Origin of the sequence: Bradyrhizobium sp. BLXBL-03 (assembly GCF_051853015.1) — a bacterium.
Classification (GTDB): Bacteria; Pseudomonadota; Alphaproteobacteria; order Rhizobiales; family Xanthobacteraceae; genus Bradyrhizobium; species Bradyrhizobium manausense.
Genome location: NZ_CP182470.1, coordinates 5,348,674 through 5,365,986 on the forward strand (window position 1 = coordinate 5,348,674; position 17,313 = coordinate 5,365,986).

The 17,313-nt window shown below is 65.4% G+C and carries 17 protein-coding genes; 11 read left to right on the forward strand and 6 right to left on the reverse strand.

Translation table 11 applies throughout. The features are described 5' to 3' along the window. Positions 1–62: 62 nt before the first annotated feature. Genes ACNJX9_RS25815 through ACNJX9_RS25835 form a run of 5 tightly spaced genes read left to right on the forward strand, consistent with a single transcriptional unit; the run spans position 63 to position 4,990 of the window. Positions 63–935 carry a BadF/BadG/BcrA/BcrD ATPase family protein gene (locus ACNJX9_RS25815; protein WP_057758635.1) on the forward strand — a complete coding sequence of 291 codons (873 nt, stop codon included), beginning with the start codon at positions 63–65 and terminating at the stop codon, positions 933–935. Continuing rightward, positions 932–1,687, forward strand: a complete 756-nt coding sequence (locus ACNJX9_RS25820; protein ID WP_439404852.1) for a GntR family transcriptional regulator — start codon at positions 932–934, stop codon at positions 1,685–1,687. The genes ACNJX9_RS25815 and ACNJX9_RS25820 overlap by 4 nt, the downstream gene beginning before the upstream one ends. Further along, entirely contained in the window at positions 1,684–2,709 is a 1,026-nt protein-coding gene (locus tag ACNJX9_RS25825; protein ID WP_439404853.1) for an SIS domain-containing protein, read from the forward strand. The genes ACNJX9_RS25820 and ACNJX9_RS25825 overlap by 4 nt, the downstream gene beginning before the upstream one ends. Next, positions 2,709–3,872, forward strand: coding sequence for an N-acetylglucosamine-6-phosphate deacetylase (gene nagA, locus ACNJX9_RS25830; protein WP_439404854.1), 1,164 nt, complete (start codon positions 2,709–2,711; stop codon positions 3,870–3,872). The genes ACNJX9_RS25825 and nagA overlap by 1 nt, the downstream gene beginning before the upstream one ends. A 20-nt stretch (positions 3,873–3,892) precedes the next feature. Beyond that, a complete protein-coding gene (locus ACNJX9_RS25835; RefSeq protein WP_439404855.1) occupies positions 3,893–4,990 on the forward strand; it encodes a Gfo/Idh/MocA family protein in 1,098 nt (365 codons plus the stop codon). Between the two features lie 14 nt (positions 4,991–5,004). On the opposite strand, the gene ACNJX9_RS25840 is transcribed toward ACNJX9_RS25835, so the two are convergent. Together ACNJX9_RS25840 and ACNJX9_RS25845 are read right to left on the reverse strand one after the other, a co-directional pair. After that, on the reverse strand, positions 5,005–5,781 hold the full coding sequence (locus ACNJX9_RS25840; protein ID WP_128952545.1) for a cyclase family protein: 777 nt from the start codon (positions 5,779–5,781) through the stop codon (positions 5,005–5,007). Positions 5,782–5,834: 53 nt separating this feature from the next. After that, a complete protein-coding gene (locus ACNJX9_RS25845) occupies positions 5,835–6,824 on the reverse strand; it encodes a fumarylacetoacetate hydrolase family protein (protein WP_439404857.1) in 990 nt (329 codons plus the stop codon). 139 nt (positions 6,825–6,963) lie between these two features. Between ACNJX9_RS25845 and ACNJX9_RS25850 the strand changes: the two genes are divergently transcribed. From ACNJX9_RS25850 to ACNJX9_RS25870, 5 genes are read left to right on the forward strand one after another with little or no spacing between them, the layout of a single operon-like run. Further along, a complete protein-coding gene (locus ACNJX9_RS25850; protein ID WP_439410129.1) occupies positions 6,964–7,860 on the forward strand; it encodes an ABC transporter substrate-binding protein in 897 nt (298 codons plus the stop codon). Between the two features lie 11 nt (positions 7,861–7,871). Continuing rightward, a complete protein-coding gene (locus tag ACNJX9_RS25855; RefSeq protein ID WP_057758646.1) occupies positions 7,872–8,576 on the forward strand; it encodes a GntR family transcriptional regulator in 705 nt (234 codons plus the stop codon). Next, on the forward strand, positions 8,573–9,379 hold the full coding sequence (locus tag ACNJX9_RS25860; protein ID WP_439404859.1) for an ABC transporter ATP-binding protein: 807 nt from the start codon (positions 8,573–8,575) through the stop codon (positions 9,377–9,379). The genes ACNJX9_RS25855 and ACNJX9_RS25860 overlap by 4 nt, the downstream gene beginning before the upstream one ends. Continuing rightward, entirely contained in the window at positions 9,376–10,140 is a 765-nt protein-coding gene (locus tag ACNJX9_RS25865; protein ID WP_057758648.1) for an ABC transporter permease, read from the forward strand. The genes ACNJX9_RS25860 and ACNJX9_RS25865 overlap by 4 nt, the downstream gene beginning before the upstream one ends. Beyond that, positions 10,137–10,901: an ABC transporter permease gene (locus ACNJX9_RS25870; protein WP_439404860.1), complete on the forward strand. Its 765-nt coding sequence runs from the start codon at positions 10,137–10,139 to the stop codon at positions 10,899–10,901. The genes ACNJX9_RS25865 and ACNJX9_RS25870 overlap by 4 nt, the downstream gene beginning before the upstream one ends. Here the strand turns inward: ACNJX9_RS25870 and ACNJX9_RS25875 are convergent, their stop codons facing one another. The 3 genes from ACNJX9_RS25875 to ACNJX9_RS25885 are packed head-to-tail and all read right to left on the reverse strand — an operon-like array spanning position 10,902 to position 14,861. Next, positions 10,902–11,330 carry a RidA family protein gene (locus tag ACNJX9_RS25875; RefSeq protein ID WP_439404861.1) on the reverse strand — a complete coding sequence of 143 codons (429 nt, stop codon included), beginning with the start codon at positions 11,328–11,330 and terminating at the stop codon, positions 10,902–10,904. A gap of 18 nt (positions 11,331–11,348) precedes the next feature. Then, positions 11,349–12,527, reverse strand: a complete 1,179-nt coding sequence (locus tag ACNJX9_RS25880) for an acyl-CoA dehydrogenase family protein (protein WP_439404863.1) — start codon at positions 12,525–12,527, stop codon at positions 11,349–11,351. A gap of 3 nt (positions 12,528–12,530) precedes the next feature. Then, positions 12,531–14,861: a bifunctional salicylyl-CoA 5-hydroxylase/oxidoreductase gene (locus ACNJX9_RS25885; protein ID WP_439404864.1), complete on the reverse strand. Its 2,331-nt coding sequence runs from the start codon at positions 14,859–14,861 to the stop codon at positions 12,531–12,533. A 290-nt stretch (positions 14,862–15,151) separates the two neighbouring features. Here ACNJX9_RS25885 and ACNJX9_RS25890 point away from each other — a divergent pair, with 290 nt between their 5' ends. Next, on the forward strand, positions 15,152–15,658 hold the full coding sequence (locus ACNJX9_RS25890) for a MarR family winged helix-turn-helix transcriptional regulator (RefSeq protein WP_057758656.1): 507 nt from the start codon (positions 15,152–15,154) through the stop codon (positions 15,656–15,658). A 12-nt stretch (positions 15,659–15,670) separates the two neighbouring features. On the opposite strand, the gene ACNJX9_RS25895 is transcribed toward ACNJX9_RS25890, so the two are convergent. Further along, positions 15,671–17,293, reverse strand: a complete 1,623-nt coding sequence (locus ACNJX9_RS25895; protein ID WP_439410130.1) for an ATP-dependent acyl-CoA ligase — start codon at positions 17,291–17,293, stop codon at positions 15,671–15,673. Positions 17,294–17,313 lie beyond the last annotated feature (20 nt).

Sequence of the window (17,313 nt, forward strand, 5' to 3'; positions counted from 1 at the left end):
TCGTTTTAGACACGTGACATACCACTTGTCTAGAGGCGTTAAGAATTTTTTTAGGAGGCCCCTTGGAGACAGCCCGGTTCTTTCTCGGCGTAGACGGCGGCGCCACCCGTTGCCGCGCGAGACTGCGGGACTTCTCTGGCCGCGAGCTCGGGCGCGCCATCGGGCCGGCCGCGAACATTTATCTGGACTTCGACGAAGCGATGCGGGTCGTGCGCGACACCATCGAAACCGCGATCAGTGCCGGCACGCCGCGGCAGGAGATCGCGGTCGGTCTCAGCCTTGCCGGGCTTTCGGACGACAATGAAGCGAAGCGTGTCTCCGCCGCCCTGCCCGGCTTCGCGCGCATCGTCGCCGTCAATGATGCGGTCGCTGCCTGCGTCGGAGCCAACGGCGTCGGCGACGGTGGCCTGATCATCGCGGGCACGGGCTCGGCGGGCATCGCGCGTGTCGGAGCGCAAACGACGATCATCGGCGGACGCGGCTTCTGGCTCGGCGACGACGGATCCGCCGCGCGCCTCGGCGAATCCGCGCTTCGCGCGACGCTGCGCGCGATCGACGGCCTTGAGCCGATGAGCGGCCTCGCCCAGGCGCTCGGTCGACATTTTGGTGACGATCCGTTGCGGATGAGCCGCTGGGCGGCGGAAGCCAGACCGCGCGACTACGGCGCCTTCGCGCCCCAGATCCTTGACGTCGCCAGGTCCGGAGACATGCGCGCCCTCGAAATCGTCGGGGAAGCAGCCTCCGCGATCGCGGCGCTCGCGAACGCGCTGAACGCGCTCGGCGCCGAGCGCATTGCGCTCGCGGGCGGTTTCGGCGAGCCGTTGCGCCCGTTCCTGCCGCCCGATGTGGCCAAGCGCCTCGCCCAGCCGCGGCGCGACGCCGTCGACGGCGCCATCCTTCTCGCCGGCGGAACGCTCGCGGAGGACCCGGCATGACCCTGACGGTCGAGACTGCGCCGGGCCAGAAGCTCTATCGTGCCGTGGTCGATGCGCTTCGGCGCGAGATCGAGACCGGGCGTTTTGCGGAGACGCAGCTGCTTCCGGCCGAGCGCGTATTGTGCGAGCTGCTCGAAGTATCGCGCACCACGTTGCGTAAGGCGATCGCCGATCTGATCGCCGAAGGCGTGCTGTTTCACCGCCACGGCGCCGGCACCTTCATCCATCGCGCAACGCCGCGGGTCGAACAGCCCTCCTCGCGCCTGACCAGCTTCACCGAAGACATGCGGCTGCGCGGATTGGTGGCGAGCTCGCGCGAACTCGAACGCGGCGTATTCCTGCCGACGCCGGAAGAGGCGATGATGCTTGGCGTACGACCGAACGATCGCGTGTTCCGGCTCGGGCGCCTGCGCCTGGCCGACGGTTCGCCCATGGCGATCGAACGCGCCGCTGTGCCGATACGCTTTCTTCCTGAACAGGATAAGGTCGGCGACTCGCTCTACGAGGCGCTCTCCGCCGGGGGATTCAAGCCGACCCGTGGCCTGCAGCGCTTGCGTGCGACCCTGCTCGATCCTGCCGATGCCAAACTGCTTGGCGTCGCGCCCGACAGCCCCGCGCTCTACATCCAGCGCATTGCCTACCTCGCCGACGGAGCCTGCGTCGAGTTCACGAAATCCTGGTACCGTGCCGACGCCTATGATTTCGTCTCCGAACTCACGCTGTCGCCCCCGCCCCGAAAGGCGCAGCGATGACGACACAGATGCTTCAGGAGATCGGCGAGGCAGGTGAAGCGGCTGCGCGCCAGCTTGGCGAGAATGCGGAACGGCTTGCTGACGTCGGGGCGCGCCTGCGTGCCCTCGATCCGCCGCTCGTCGTAACCATCGGCCGTGGCTCGTCGGATTGCTGCGCGCTCTATTTGAAATACCTCCTCGAGATTCTGTCCGGGGTGCCGTGTGCCTCCATCGGCCCCTCGATTGCGACGCTTTATCGGACGCCGATGCGGCTCAAGGGCAGCGTTTCCGTCGCGATCTCGCAGTCGGGGCGCAGCCCCGATATCGTGGAAATGCAGCGCGCCGCGCGCAGCGGCGGTGCGCTGGCCCTCGCATTGGTCAACGACGTGGCTTCGCCACTGGCGCAAGAGGCCGAATTCCTGCTGCCGCTCTGCGCCGGCACGGAGCGCTCCGTCGCCGCGACCAAATCGATGGTGGCCGGTCTCGTCGCGGGAGCAAGCCTCGTCGCGGCCTGGCGCGAGGATCGGCAGCTCGCCGACGCGCTCGCCGGCCTGCCGGACGTTCTCCGCAGCCAAACAACGCCGCCGCCCGCGCCGATGCTGGAGAGACTCGCGGATGCCCGCAGCGCTTTCGTGCTCGGTCGCGGCGCGACACTTGCGATCGCCGCGGAAGCGGCACTCAAGCTCAAGGAGACGTGCGCGATTCACGCCGAGGCCTACTCGGCGGCCGAGGTGCTGCACGGTCCGGCCGAGCTTGTGACTTCGGGCTTCCCCGTCATCGCCTTCCTGCCGTCCGATCCGGCGCGCGAAGGCATGCTGCCGGCGCTCACGGCCCTGGCCGATGCCGGCGCGACGGTGATCGCAATCGAGGCCGGCGGGGATGATGAGCCGAACCGTCTCGCGACGGCACGGGTCGAGGCGCCCCTGTTGGAACCCATCGTCATGATCCACCGTTTCTACCGGCTTGCCGAAGCGCTTGCGCTCCGGCTCGGGCGCGATCCCGACCGCCCGCGCAATCTGCGCAAGGTAACGGAGACCGTCTGATGATCGTTCTGTCCGGCGCGCGCATCTTCGATGGCGAACGCTTTCTCGATGACCACGCGGTCGTCATCGATGGCGCGCGCATTGCCGCCATCGTTCCCCACGCGGAGCGACCCGACGGCGCAGTGCAGGATCTCGGCGGCGGGCTGCTTGCGCCCGGCTATGTCGACGTTCAAGTCAATGGCGGCGGCGGCGTCCTGTTCAACGAGGAGCCGACGCCCGAAGGCATCGCCCGCATCGCAGCTGCGCATCGCAATCATGGCACCGTCGGGCTGTTGCCGACGCTGGTAACGGACGCGCCGCAGGTGATGGACGCCGCAATCGCTGCGACGCGCGAGGCGCGGCGCCTGACCCCTGCCACGCTCGGCATTCACCTCGAAGGGCCATTCCTGGATCCGCGCCGCAAGGGTGCGCATGAGCTCAACTACATCCGCGACCTCGGGCGCGACGACGTCGCGGCGATTGCAAAAGCCGATTGCGGCGCAGTCATGCTGACGCTCGCGCCCAACAGGGTCGGAACCGAGAGTATCGCCGAGCTCGCGCGGCAGGGCGTGCTCGTCTCGCTGGGCCATTCCGACGCGAGCTACGAGGAGGCGCGAAGGGCCGTGGCGGCAGGCGCGCGCGCGTTCACCCATTTGTTCAACGCGATGAGCCCGCCGACGGGGCGCGAGCCGGGCATGGTCGGTGCCGCCCTCGATCTGGACGATGTGTTCGTCGGCCTCATCGCCGATGGCCATCACGTCCACGAGGCGAATTTGCGCGTCGCGCTGGCCGCCAAGCGGCGCGACCGTTTCATGCTGATTACCGACGCGATGCCGCCGGCGGCCGGCGGCCCCGATCATTTCGATCTTCAGGGCCGCCGCGTGACGTCCGTCGACGGCTGCCTGCGGCTCGACGACGGGACGCTCGCCGGCTCGGTTCTGACCATGGACGAGGCGGTGCGGTATGCCGTCAACGTCGTCAGGCTTCCGCTCGCCGATGCCCTCGCCATGGCATCGCGCGTTCCGGCGACGTTTCTGCGGCGCGAGACTGACCTCGGCCGGATCGCACCGGGCTATCTCGCGAGCCTCGTTCATCTCGACGACGAGCTGCGGGTGCTGGAAACCTGGATCGAAGGCCACTCCTCCCGCGGCTCCGAGCATGATGCGGTGGCAGACAACACCTGACTGAAGGACGCGAGCGAGCCATGTCCTCCCTTTCCATGTCGCCTCAACGGACTATTCGCGTTCTCGTGGTTGGCCTCGGCACCATGGGAATCAGCCATGCCCGTGCCTATGGATCAATCGAGGGTTTCGAACTCGTCGGTCTTTGCACCTCTCGCGCGGCCGATCGCGACGATCTCGAGGCCGAGTTTCCCGCGCTTCCGCGCTTCGAAAGGTACGACGAGGCGCTCACGCGTTTGCGTCCCGACGCCGTTTCGATCTGCACCTACACCGAGCATCACGCCGCCATGGCGTTGCAGGCTTTCGCTGCCGGCGCCCATGTTTTCTGCGAAAAGCCGCTGGCCGACACGCTGGATGCCGCGCGGCAAGTCGTAAGCGCGGCACGCGCGGCCGGAAAAGCGCTGTTGATCGGCTATATCCTGCGCGTCCATCCCGCATGGTCGCGGTTCGTCGAGATCGGGCGAACGCTCGGAAAGCCGCTCGTGATGCGCATGAATCTCAACCAGCAGTCTGCAGGCTCCTTCTGGGAGGTGCACAAGAGGCTGATGCGGTCGACCTCGCCGATCGTCGATTGCGGCGTTCATTACGTCGACATCATGTGCCAGGTGACGCGAGCCCGTCCCGTCGCGGTCCACGCCCTCGGGGCGCGGCTGACGGGCGAGATCGCACCTAGCATGTACAATTACGGCCATCTCCACATCACGTTCGACGACGGCTCGGTCGGCTGGTACGAGGTCGGCTGGGGTCCGATGATGAGCGAGACCGCTCATTTCGTCAAAGATATGATCGGCCCCAACGGCAGCGTGTCGATCGTCGCGAAAGAGACGAGCGATGCGGGCGCACGTTCAGCAGATCACGACACGCATACACGCACCAATGCGCTTCGCATCCATCACGCCGCGCGCGACAGCGAAGGCCGCTTTGCCAAGCCGGACGAGTTGGTCTCGACCGCAGATGAACCCGGCCATCAGGAGCTCTGCGAACGCGAGCAGCGGATGTTTCTGAGGGCGATTCGTGGCGAGATCGACCTGTCCGAGCATCACGAGGACGCGATCAACTCGCTCCGCATCGTCTTTGCCGCCGACGAGAGCGTTCGTACCGGTGAAGTCGTACGCCTGTAGGTCGGCACCCGTCTTCAACCGTCAACGATGGCAACCGCCCGCGTCCAGCCTGCGGATGCCCGCTCGATCTTGACCGGAAAGCACGACACCATGAAGCCGGTCGAGGGCAGAAGCTCGAGATTGTGCAGCTTCTCGATGTGGCAATAACCGATGTGGCGTCCGGCCTTGTGACCCTCCCAGATCAAGCTCGCATCCCTGGTCTCGGCATATTTCTTCGCAGTGTAGACGAAGGGCGCATCCCAGCTCCAGCCGTCGATCCCGGTCAGCCGCACGCCGCGTTCCAAGAGATACATGGTCGCCTCATAGCCCATGCCGCAGCCCGAGGTGACGTAATCCTGCCGGCCGTATTTGGCGCCGGCGCTGGTGTTGACGACGACGATCTCGAGCGGCGACAGCTTATGCCCGATCCGCTTCAGCTCCGCCTCGACATCTCCGGCGGTCGCCACATATCCGTCCGGCAAATGGCGGAAGTCGAGCTTCACGCCGGGCTGGAAGCACCATTCCAGCGGCACCTCGTCGATCGTCCAGGCGCGCTCGCCGCGGTTCATCGTGGGATGGAAGTGCCAGGGCGCATCGAGATGGGTGCCGTTATGGGTGGACAGATTGACCATCTCCACCGCCCAGCCCTGGCCGTCAGGCAGGTCCTCCGCCTTCAGCCCATCGAAGAACTGGAGCATGCGCGGCAGGCCCTGTTGATGATCGATGTATTGAATGGTCGGATGGTTGCCCGGCGGATCGGCCGGCACGTCGTTTTGCAGCGGGACCGAGATATCGATCAGTTTGCGCGCCATGGTGTTTCCTCGTTGCCTGTTTTTGTTTGCTTGAAGCTCAAACGTGTTTGAGCTCAAGCGTCTTGCCGCTCGACCCTGTTCTTCAACACGCCGATTTTCTCGACTTCGAGCTCGACGGTGTCGCCATGCTCGAGATACCAGCCGAGCTCGAGGCCGCAGCCATTGCCCACTGTGCCCGAGCCGATGAATTCACCCGGCATCAGCGTCTCGTCCTGCGTGACATGAGCGATGATCTCCTCGAACGAGAACAGCATCCCGTCCGAGACGCCGGTCGAGCGGGTCTCGCCGTTGACACGGGCTTCCATCTTCAACCTGTAGGGATCACCGATCTCATCCGGCGTCACGATCCACGGCCCCATCACATTGCCACCGTCAAAGCTCTTGCCCTTGGCGGGGCCGAGCCGTCCCTCCATCTCGATACGCTGCGCATCGCGCGCCGAGAAATCATTGAAGATGGTGTAGCCGAAGATGTGATCCCCAGCCTTCGCCGCTGGGATATTCGCGCCCCTGTTCTTGGTGATGATGCCGAATTCGAGTTCGTAATCCATCACCTTGCTGTAGCGCGGCCATTTGACTGTCGTGTTGGTGCCGCGGACACTGAAACGGTTGGTAATGTAGAAGATCGGCTGCTTGCGATAGACCTCTGGAAGTTCGCCGAGCGGCTCGGCGTCGATCCGCGCCAGCTCCGCCATGTCGCCTTTCGCGCGCGCCGCGAGCTTACGCTGCCCGCGCGGCGCCTGGAGGATGTGCAGCGGGAACGACATGCCGTCACGCATCTGCCGAGGCTCCGGCACCGGCGCGAGGAGGTCCACCGCAGATGTCGCCGACGACAGCGCCGGATCCGCGCCGTATTTTTCGAACAGCCCCGCCGCCTGCTCCAGCGCGCCTGGCCCCGCGTCGATCAGCGCCAGCATCGAGGCAAAGGCCTGAAGATCCTGTCCATCGCGTGCAGCGGCCGCAGCGATGTCGAAGATCCGATCGTCATTGGAATGCACGATGCCGATCCGGTCCTGACCGGCCGACCTAAATGTAGCGAGTTTCACCTTGGACACCTCTTGCTTTGGTTGGAAATATATGATCGAATAAAATATCGATAATCAAGCTAAAAAAATGCAAGCTGGGAGGATGGCCTTGAAGAGGCAGTTGGCAAGATTGGCGATCACGCTGGGTATTTCGCTTCAGATGGCTTGCGCATTGGCTCACGCGGCGGCGGCACAGGCGAAAATCCAGATCGGTTGCACGGCCACCTCCGACTGTGCGTCCGCCATGGTCGCCGTCGACGAGGGCATCTTTAGGAAGCACGGGCTCGACGTCGAGATGACGCCGATCGCGATCAATTCGAACATCCCTGCCGCGATCATGTCGAACTCGATCCAGATTGGCGGGCCGACCTCGACCGTCTTCCTCCAGGCAGTTGACGGCGGCCTCGATCTGGTCGGCATCGCCGGCGCGTCGGTGATGAACCCGACGTCGAACAATGCCATCACGGCTTTCGTCCGCAACGGCATCACCATCAATGAGCCCAAGGATTTCGTCGGCAAGAAAGTCGGCGCGCCGGGACTGAACGCCTTCCTGCATGTGCTGTTCGTGAAGTGGCTGGTGGAGAAAGGCGTCGATCCCAAGAGCGTCAAATTCGTCGAGGTGACCTTCCCGACCATGGCCGACATCATCAAGTCCGGCGGTGTCGATGCCGTCCTCACCGCCGAGCCGTTTGTCACCCGCATGACCAATGCGGGCCTCGGCTCGGTCGGCGCACGCTACGCCGTCGAACTCGCCCGCACCGACCCGATCATCTTCTACGCGGCATCGCGGGAATGGGCGGAGAAGAACGCGGCGATCGTGACGAAATTCCGCGACGCGATCGCGGAAGCGGCAGTGATCGTCAACAGCGACCGCGAGAAGGCCTCCGCTTCGATCGCAAAGTTCACCAAACAGCCGCTCGATCTCGTCAAGGCAACGCCTCCGAACCAGTCCGAGCCACGCCTGAAGCCGGAGAACCTCGCCTGGTGGATCGAGGTGATGTCGTCGCAGAAGATGCTGCAATCAAAGCTCGATACAAGCAAACTGGTGCTGAACTGAGGACCCCTGCGATGCCGGCTTCCGAACGCACCGTCGAACGTCCGAACGGCGAGGCCGGCACCCTGAGCGAGCGCGCGGCCAGCCTCCTCGAGCAGGACATTCTGGCCGGACGCCTGGCGCCGGGTTCGCGGCTTGGCATCGTCGATCTCGTGCAACGCTATGAGATCGGCGCCACGCCGCTGCGCGAGGGATTGTCGCGCCTGATGTCACGCGGATTGATCGTAGGCATCGGCCAGCGCGGTTTTCGCGTCGCCGAGGTCAGCCGCGAGGACCTGGCCGACATCACCTGCATGCGCACCGCCGTCGAGAAAGAGGCGATCCGGCTGGCCATCATCCATGGGAATGATGCCTGGGAGGCCGGCATCGTCAGCGCGCTGCATCAGATGCGCCGCCACATCGAGCGCACCGGCAACGAATTCCGCGAGGGCGCCGCCGATTTCGATCGGCTGCACAAAGGCTTTCACACCGCCCTGCTCGCAGCCTGCGGTTCGGGGCGGATGCTCGGCGCGCATTCGGAACTCTACGACCAGGCCTATCGCTACCGCCGCGTGATGATGCGCGGAATTGACAGCGGTGCAGAGTTTATCCGCAGCCATCAAATGCTCGCCGACCGCGTGCTGGCGCGAGACGTCGAAGGTGCACAAAAGATGCTGGAAGCGCACCTGCACTCGACCATCAATTTCGTCTATCCGCCCGCCAGCGAGAGCAACCGATGACCCTTCTTGCAAGACTTGAAGACGCAAAGGCGGCGCGGCGGCAAAAGCCGTTGATCAGCTTCAACGGGGCGACGCTTCGGCTTGGCGGCAAGACCATTATCGAGAATCTCGATCTTGCGGTGCGTCCCGGCGAATTCCTCTGCATTGTCGGCGCCTCCGGTTGCGGCAAGACCACTGCATTGCGGCTCGCGGCGGGCCTCTATCGTCCGACCGGCGGCGCCGTCACCTTCGACGGCCAGCCGATGCTCGACCCGCGCCGCGAGGTCGCGATCGTATTCCAGGACTATGGCAAGGCGCTGCTGCCCTGGCGAACCGCAGCCGGCAACATCTCGCTGGCGCTGGAGGCCTGCGGAATTCCTGCGCGCGAGCGCCCCGGACGCATCGCGGCGTTGCTGCGCAAGGTTGGCCTGCCCGCCCATGCCGACAAATACCCGGCGGAAATGTCCGGCGGCATGCAGCAGCGGTTGCAGATCGCACGCTGTCTCGCACAGGAGCCGACCACGCTTCTGATGGACGAGCCGTTCGGCGCGCTGGATGCGATGACGCGGCAAGGTCTGCAGGACGAGGTGCTGTCGTTGACGGCGGCGAGCAACACCACCGTCATCTTCGTGACCCACGATCTCGACGAGGCGATCTATCTCGGCGACCGTGTCATCGGTCTGTTGCCGCATCCCGGCCGGATCGGAATCGAGCTGGATGTGAACCTGTCGCGCCCGCGCGACCAGCTTGCCACAAGGGAGCATCCGGAATTCCTGCGGCTGCGACGGCAACTCTTCGACTTCATCAAGGCGACCGAACATTGAGCCTCGAACGCACCAAGCCGCTGCTGCTGCCGCTCGCGGCACTGCTCGTCTTCGAACTCTGGATCCGCCTCGCCCATTTGCAGAGCGACAGCCTGGCGCCTCCGAGCGCGGTGCTCGCCGCTCTGGTCGCAGCACTGGCCGACCTCTCGATCCCGATCGCCACCCGTGACACGCTGCTCGCGGCGTTTGCGGGGCTCGCGATCGGCAGCGTGATCGGGCTTGCGCTCGGGATCGCCTTCGGCATCTCGCGCGTGCTCGATCGGTTGATGGAAGTGACCATCGAGGCGATCCGGCCGATTCCGTCGATCGCGCTGCTGCCGATCGCGCTGATCGCGCTCGGCTTCGGCTATCGCATGGAGATCGTGATCGTCGCCTTTGCCTGCGTCTGGCCGATGCTGATCCTGAGCCGCACCGCCGTTCGCGGCATCGAGCCGCGGTTGATGGAGGTGTCGCGGGCGCTGCGGCTGACACCGGTGCAGCGGATCATCAAGATCATCATTCCAGCCGCGCTGCCGCGCATCTTTGTCGCATTCCGGCTATCCGCCGGCATCGCGTTGATCGTCGCGGTGACGGTCGAGATCGCGATCAATCCGCTCGGGCTCGGCGCCGGCATCATGCTGGCCCAGCAGGCGCTGCGGCCGGATTTGATGCTCGCTTATCTGGTCTGGATCGGCGCCATCGGCTATGGGCTCAACCTCGTCTTGATCGTCGTCCAGCACCGCCTGTTCGGCCGCGCCGCCACCGCCGGAGCCGGCTCATGAGCGCCACCGCGATGATCTGGCGCATCGCAAGCTTTGCGGTCGCCGCCGGCTTTGTCGGGCTCTGGCAGCTCATTGCCAATCTCAAGCTGGTCTCGCCTGTGTTTCTGCCCGGCCCCGACCGCGCCTGGGCCGCCCTGATGCGTGGCTTTGCGAGCGGCGATCTCACCAGCAAGCTCGTCGGCACGCTGGAGCACATGGCCTATGGCTGGCTCGCCGCTTCGATCGCGGGCATCGCGCTCGGCGCCCTGATCGGATCGTCTCGCCTGATGCGCATCTATATCGCGCCATCGCTGGAATTCCTGCGTCCGCTGCCGGTATCCGCAATCATTCCCGTCGCGATCGCAATGCTCGGCTTGACGGAAGGCATGGCCCTGTTCGTGATCGCCTTCGGGGCGATCTGGCCGATCATGCTTGCGACCATTCACGGTTTTGCCGCGGTCGAGCCGCGCCTCTACGAGGTCGCGCGCGCATTGCAGATGTCGCGCACCGCCGTGGTCTTCAAGATCGCGTTGCCGTCGGCTCTGCCCGATATCCTCGCCGGCATGCGGCTCAGCCTGACGGTCGCGCTGATCCTGTCCGTCGTCTGCGAGGTGCTGGCCGGGCTCGACGGCCTTGGCCATTGGGTGCTGCTGTCGGCGCGCGCCTTCCGCTCGGCCGATCTGTTTGCCGGCGTGATCCTGCTCGGAGCCACGGGCTATCTCACGTCGGTCGCGATGTCCCTGGCCGAGCGCCGGTTGTTGGCGTGGCAGTCGACGCGCTGATCAGCGCGGGACGACGGCTGTCGCTTCGATCTCGACACGCGCCGATGGCTCGACCAGACGCACGACCTGCACCAGCGCCATGCTGGGGTAATGGGTGCCGACGACCTCGCGATAGGCTTTGCCGAGCGCCTTCAGGTTCGCGACGTACTCGTCCATATCCACGACATACCAGGTCAGGCGCACGAGATGGTCCGGCCGCGCGCCGCCCTCGGCCAGGATTGCGACGATGTTTTCGAGCGTCTGGCGGACTTGTGCGACGAACCCGTCGGCAAACCGGCCCGCAACGTCCCAGCCGACGACGCCACCGGTCACGACCAGACGTCCCTCGGCCGTGATGCCGTTGGCATAGCCCTTCGGCTGCGGCCAGCCGCTGGGCTGGAGCACTCGCAGGCCGGTCGCGGCGGCTTCCGGCTTTCTCATCGTATTCATGGAGAACTTTCTATCTTCTCAGCGCGGCTTCAACAGCTCGCGGGCGACAATCAGTTTCTGGACCTCGGTCGCGCCCTCATAGATGCGCAGCGCCCGGATCTCGCGGTAGAGGCTCTCGACGATCTCTCCCTTGCGCACGCCGCGGCCGCCAAACATCTGGACGGCGCGGTCGATGACGCGCTGCGCAGTCTCGGTCGCGGTCAGCTTCGCCATCGCCGCTTCCCGCGTGGTCGGAAGCTTCTGGACGTCGCGGCGCCAGGCCGCGCGATAGGTCAGGAGCGCGGCGGCATCGGTGTCCGTCGCCATGTCGCCCAGCGCGGCCTGGGTCAGCTGGAGATCTCCCAAGGTCGCGCCGAACATCTTGCGGCCGCGCGCGTGCGACAGCGCTTCGTCAAGCGCTCGCCGGGCAAAGCCGAGAGCTGCGGCTGCGACCGAGGCGCGGAAAATATCCAGCGTCTGCATCGCAAGCTTGAACCCGCCGCCGGGCGCGCCGAGGCGGCGGCTCGCCGGAATCCGGCAATTGGTGAAGCGCAGCGTCGCCAGTGGATGCGGCGCGATGACGTCAATGCGCTCGGCAATGCCGAAGCCGGGATCATCGGGAAAGACGACGAAGGCCGAGATGCCGCGCGCGCCCGGCGCCTCGCCGGTTCGGGCAAACAGCGTGTAGACGTCGGCGATGCCGCCATTGGAGATCCAGGTCTTCTCGCCGTCGATGACGTAGTCGTTGCCGTCGGTCCGCGCGGTGCAGGACATCGCCGCGACGTCCGATCCCGCCTCCTTCTCGGAGAGCGCGAAGGCCGCAAGCCATTCGCCGGAGCGAACTTTCGGCAGCACCTGCTTGCGCAGCTCCACCGAGCCGCCGAGCGCAATGGCGCCGGAGCCGAGCCCCTGCATGGCGAAGGCGAAATCGGCAAGGCCATCGGCATAGGCGAGCGATTCGCGCGACAGGCAGATCGAGCGGGAATCGATCGTGGCCGCATCGCCGTCGGGCGCCGCCACCGCGCAATCGAGCAGGCCCGCCTCGCCCATCGCGCGCACGAGGCTGCGGCAGGCCGCATCGACATCGTCGTGATCGATCGTGTCGAGCGCGCCCGACTGCACGAAGCGGTCGAGCTTCGCGCCGATTGCGTGGTGGCGCGGTTCGAAGAACGGCCAGTCCAGCCAGTCGCGCCTGATGACTTTTGCAACGGAGCTCATTGGTCACCTCCTCCGTTCACTGGGCGCTAGCTGCGCAGCGCGCGCCAGGTTGGTTTCGTACTGTCCCTTGGCGGACAGATATTGCTTCGGCCAGCTGACAGCGGTGATGCCGATGCGCGCGGCTTCGTGCAGGGTCCAGGCGGGATCGGCCAAATGCGGCCGCGCAATGGCGCAGAGATCGGCGCGGCCGGCCGCCAGAATCGAGTTGGCGTGATCGGCCTCGGAGATCGCGCCAACGGCAATCGTTTCGATGCCGACCTCGTTGCGGATCAGGTCGGCAAAGGGCGTCTGGAACAGGCGGCCATAGATCGGCCGCTCCTCCTTCCAGACCTGCCCCGAGGAGCAATCGATCACGTCCGCCCCCGCCTGCTTGAACATCGCGGCGAAGATCGCCGCGTCAGTCGGGGTGTTGCCGCCGTCGGTCCAGTCATGACAGGACAGGCGCACCGACATCGGCCGGTCGGACGGCCACACCGCGCGCATCGCCTCGAACACCTCCAGCGGATAGCGCGCGCGGTTCTCGTGGCTGCCGCCGTACTCGTCCGTGCGCCGGTTGGTCAGCGGCGAGAGGAAGCTCGACAGCAGATAGCCGTGGGCGCAATGCAGTTCGAGCCACTCGACACCGGCCGCCGCCGCACGGCGGGTTGCCGCGATGAAATCGTCGCGGACACGGTCCATATCGCGGCGGTTCATTTCCCGCGCCAACTGGCTGTGGGGCAGGTACGGCAGGGCCGACGCGGAGATCAGCGGCCATTCGCCTGATTCAAGCGGCTGATCGATCCCCTCCCAAGGCACACGGGTCGCGCCCTTGCGCCCGGCATGGCCGAGCTGAATTCCGACCTTGGCATGTCCGACACTATGGACGAGCTCGACCAGCCGCCGCCATTGTTCAGCTTGCGCATCGTTCCAGAGTCCGAGGCAGCCCGGCGTGATCCGCGCGTCGGGCGAGACGCAGGTCATCTCGGCGAAGACCAGCCCGGCGCCGCCCATGGCGCGCGCGCCAAGATGGGCGATGTGGAAGTCATTGATGAGCCCGTCCTGCGCCGAATACATCGCCATCGGCGAAACCATGATGCGGTTCGCCAGCGAAAGTCCGCGCACGCGGTGCGGCGTCAGCATCGGCGGCGGCACCCGCTCGCCGTCCCTCACGGAGATCCCTGCGCGCGCGGCGAACCAGCGCTCAAAACCTTCCAGCCAGGTGCGGTCGCGCAGGCGAAGATTCTCGTGGCTGATGCGCTGCGAGCGCGTCAGCATCGAATAGAAGAATTGCGGCGGCTCGAGCGTGTCGGCGTAGCGCCGGCCGACCACCTCGAACCATTCCATGGCGTTGCGCGCCGCGTTCTGGATGCGCGCGACATCGACACGGCGCACGTCTTCATAGGCCTCCAAAACAGTCGGGATGCCCTCGCGGCCGTGACCATGGCGGTCGAATTGATTGGCAAGCTCGATGGCGTCATCGAGCGCGAGCTTGGTGCCCGAGCCGATGGCGAAATGCGCGGTGTGCGCGGCATCCCCCATCAGCGCGACATGCGACTTGCCGTTGAAGACGCTCCATTTGCCGCAGATCAGGCGGCTGAAATTGAGCCAGGCCGAGCCGCGCAGATGGCGGGCGTTGGTCAATAGCTTCGCGCCATCCAGCGTCTCTGCGAAGATCTTTTCGCAGAAGTCGATCGACGCCTGCTGATCCAGATCGCCCAGCCCATGCGCGTGGTAGGCTTCCTCCGTGGTCTCGACGATGAAGGTCGAGGTCTCCGCATCGAACTTGTAGATGTGCGCCTGGAACCAGCCGTGCTCGGTCTTCTGAAAGTCGAACGTGAAGGCGTCGAACGCTTTCTTGGTGCCGAGCCAGATGTAACGATTCGGCCGGATCACCATGTCTGGCTGGAACTGCTCGGCATAGCGGGCACGAATCCTGGAATTGACGCCGTCGCAGGCGACGATCAAATCGGCGTCTGGAAATTCGAGGTCGGACTCGACCTCGCGCTCGAACACGAGCTCGACACCCAGCGCCTCGCAGCGCCGCTGCAGAATGTTGAGCAGGTGCTTGCGGCCGATGCCGATGAAGCCATGGCCACTGGTGCGCTGGCGTGTCCCCTTGAAGACCAGCTCGATGTCGTCCCAATGGTTGAAGGCGTCCTCGATCTCGGCGGCGCTCTCGGGATCGGCAACACGCATCGCCGACATCATGGCGTCGGAGAACACGACCCCCCAGCCGAACGTATCGTAGGGCTTGTTGCGCTCGACCACCGTGATGACATGCTCAGGATGCCGACGCTTCATCAGCAGGCCCAGATAGAGGCCGGCCGGGCCGCCGCCGATACAGACTATGCGCATGATCCCTCGCTTTCGCGCGTAGCGCCTGATGTCGAGCTCTCACTCAAATTATTTTAAGCATAAAGTATTTCGTCGGCTCATGCATTGTCAAGGCGGTTCTGCAATGCCGCTGGACGGCGGCGCAGAGCCACAGCATCGATCTTGAAACCGGAATAAATTGGAGACAAGCCGGCGCCGAATCCGAGGACCTCGGGCTCCGCCTTGAATTTACTTTTGGCACGAACTATCTTGCCCCAGGTCCGCGAGAGCTGCGCCAGCTTTCGAAAGGCCATCAAGCCCGGGAGATTCGATTGGCACTCGCGAAGGAGCCCACGCCTGTTTCGGCCAAGAATGGGGCGGATCAGGAAGCCGAGTACAGGGCTCAAACCCGAGTCTGGCTCCGGCTGCTCGCCTGCACGACCCTGATCGAGGGTGAACTGCGGCGCCGGTTTCGCGAAGAGTTCGATTTCACCATGCCTCGCTTCGATGTCCTCGCTCAGCTCGACCGCGAGCCGAGCGGGCTTGTGCTGGGAGAGCTGCCCAAGCGCCTGATGGTCTCGGCCGGGAACCTGACGCCGATCGTGGACCGCCTGGTCGCGGACGGATACATCACCCGCACGCCGTCGAACCTCGACCGCCGCGTGCAGATCGTCTGCATGACGGTCGAAGGCCGCAAGAACTTCCGGCGAATGGCCAAGAGCCACGGCGCCTGGCTTGCCGAGCTGCTGGCGAATTTTCCGGCGGACCGGTTCGACGGACTGATCGGCGAGCTCGACGAACTCAAGAGCGCCGTCAGGGACGCGCTGCAGAAACCGTGAACCGATCGACGCTCAGCGCCGCAACGTCACGCCGGCCGCCTCGCGATCCCATGTGTCCGCGGTGACGCCCTCATCGCGCAGCACGCCCTTCTTGATCTTGCCGTTTTCCGTCAGCGGCATCCGGCTCAGAATGCGCACATAGCGCGGGATGGCGAAATAGGCGATCTGGCCTTCGCAGTGCCTGACAATGTCGACGGGCTCGAGCGATTGGCCAGCTTCCGGCAGGATCGCAGCCGCAACCTCGTCCTCGCCCAATTCCGACGGCAATGGGTAGATCGCGCAGGCGGCGACCGCGGGATGGGACTGGATGGTCTGCTCGACCTCCCATGAAGACACGTTCTCACCACGTCTGCGAATCGAATCCTTCATGCGATCGATGAAGCGATAGTGTCCGTCAGCATCCCGAACCACCCGATCGCCGGAGTGGAACCACAGGTTGCGCCAGGCCTCGACCGTCTTCTCCGGCATGCCGAAATAGCCGGTGGCAAAAGCAAATGGCTCACTGGCGCGCAACACGAGCTCGCCGGCCTCGCCATCGGGAAGCGCTGAATCATTCGCGTCGACGATCCGCGCTTCAAAGCCGTCGGCCAGATAGCCCATCGTCCCCGGACGATCGGACGGGATCGTACCCGCGAACACGAAATTGGTCTCGGTCGACCCGTAGCCGTCGACCAGCGGGACACCAAACCGCTCATGGAACGGACCATGGATCTGCGGCGGCACGCCGCCGCCGAGCGCAACGCGAAGGCGATGCGTCTTGTCGTCCGTCGTCGCCGGCTGCGCCAGAAGCATCGATGCCATCGCGCCGAGCAGATAGCCGACCGTTGCATTGTGCCGTCGCGCCGCGGCCCAGAAGCCGGAGGCGGAGAATTTCGGCTCCAGAACATAGGTGCAGCCGTTCAGCAGCGCCTGATAGAACGCGTTCAGCGCGTTGGTGTGGAACAAGGGCAATGTCGTGAACAGCACATCGCCATCGCAGATGCCGAGCGCCCGCGCCGAGTAGATGCCCCACCAGAACAGCTGCGCCTGCGGGCAGCACACCCCCTTCGCCGGCCCCGTGGTGCCTGACGTGTAAAGGATTGCAACGGTGTCGCCGGGACGCACGTCACATGCCGGAGCGGAAGCTCCGAGAGGCGGCAGGGACACCGCCGAAAGCCTGGCATCGAACGCCTCCCCGGCAGCTCCGATGATCCAGGTTCGGGGCGGCAGCTCGACACCGGCCTCCACACTCTCGATCGCACCGGCGAACTGCGCCTCAACGGCAAGAAGCGCGGGACGCGAGTTGCGGAAGATGTGGGAGAGCTGGAAGCCGCGCAGCGCGGTGTTGATCGGGACCGCGATGGCGCCGAGCCAGGCACAGCCGAGATAGACCTGCAAGAACTCCGGACGGTTCGAGCACATCAACGCGACGCGATCGCCCGGCTTGATACCGGCATCGACGAGCGCCTGCGCCGATGCAGCCGCGATCGCCGCGGTCTGCGCAAAGGTCCAGCGCGTCTCGCCCGCGACGAGCAGGACGCGATCGCCAAAGCGTTCGGCCTGCCGCGTGAGGACGGTGGAAAGAATCCGGTCCGATGGTGGAAACATCTCGACTGCGCGCGCCCAGGCCGGCCTGCGGCTGCCGTCCCCCACCACGCCGCCGCCCTGCGCATGCA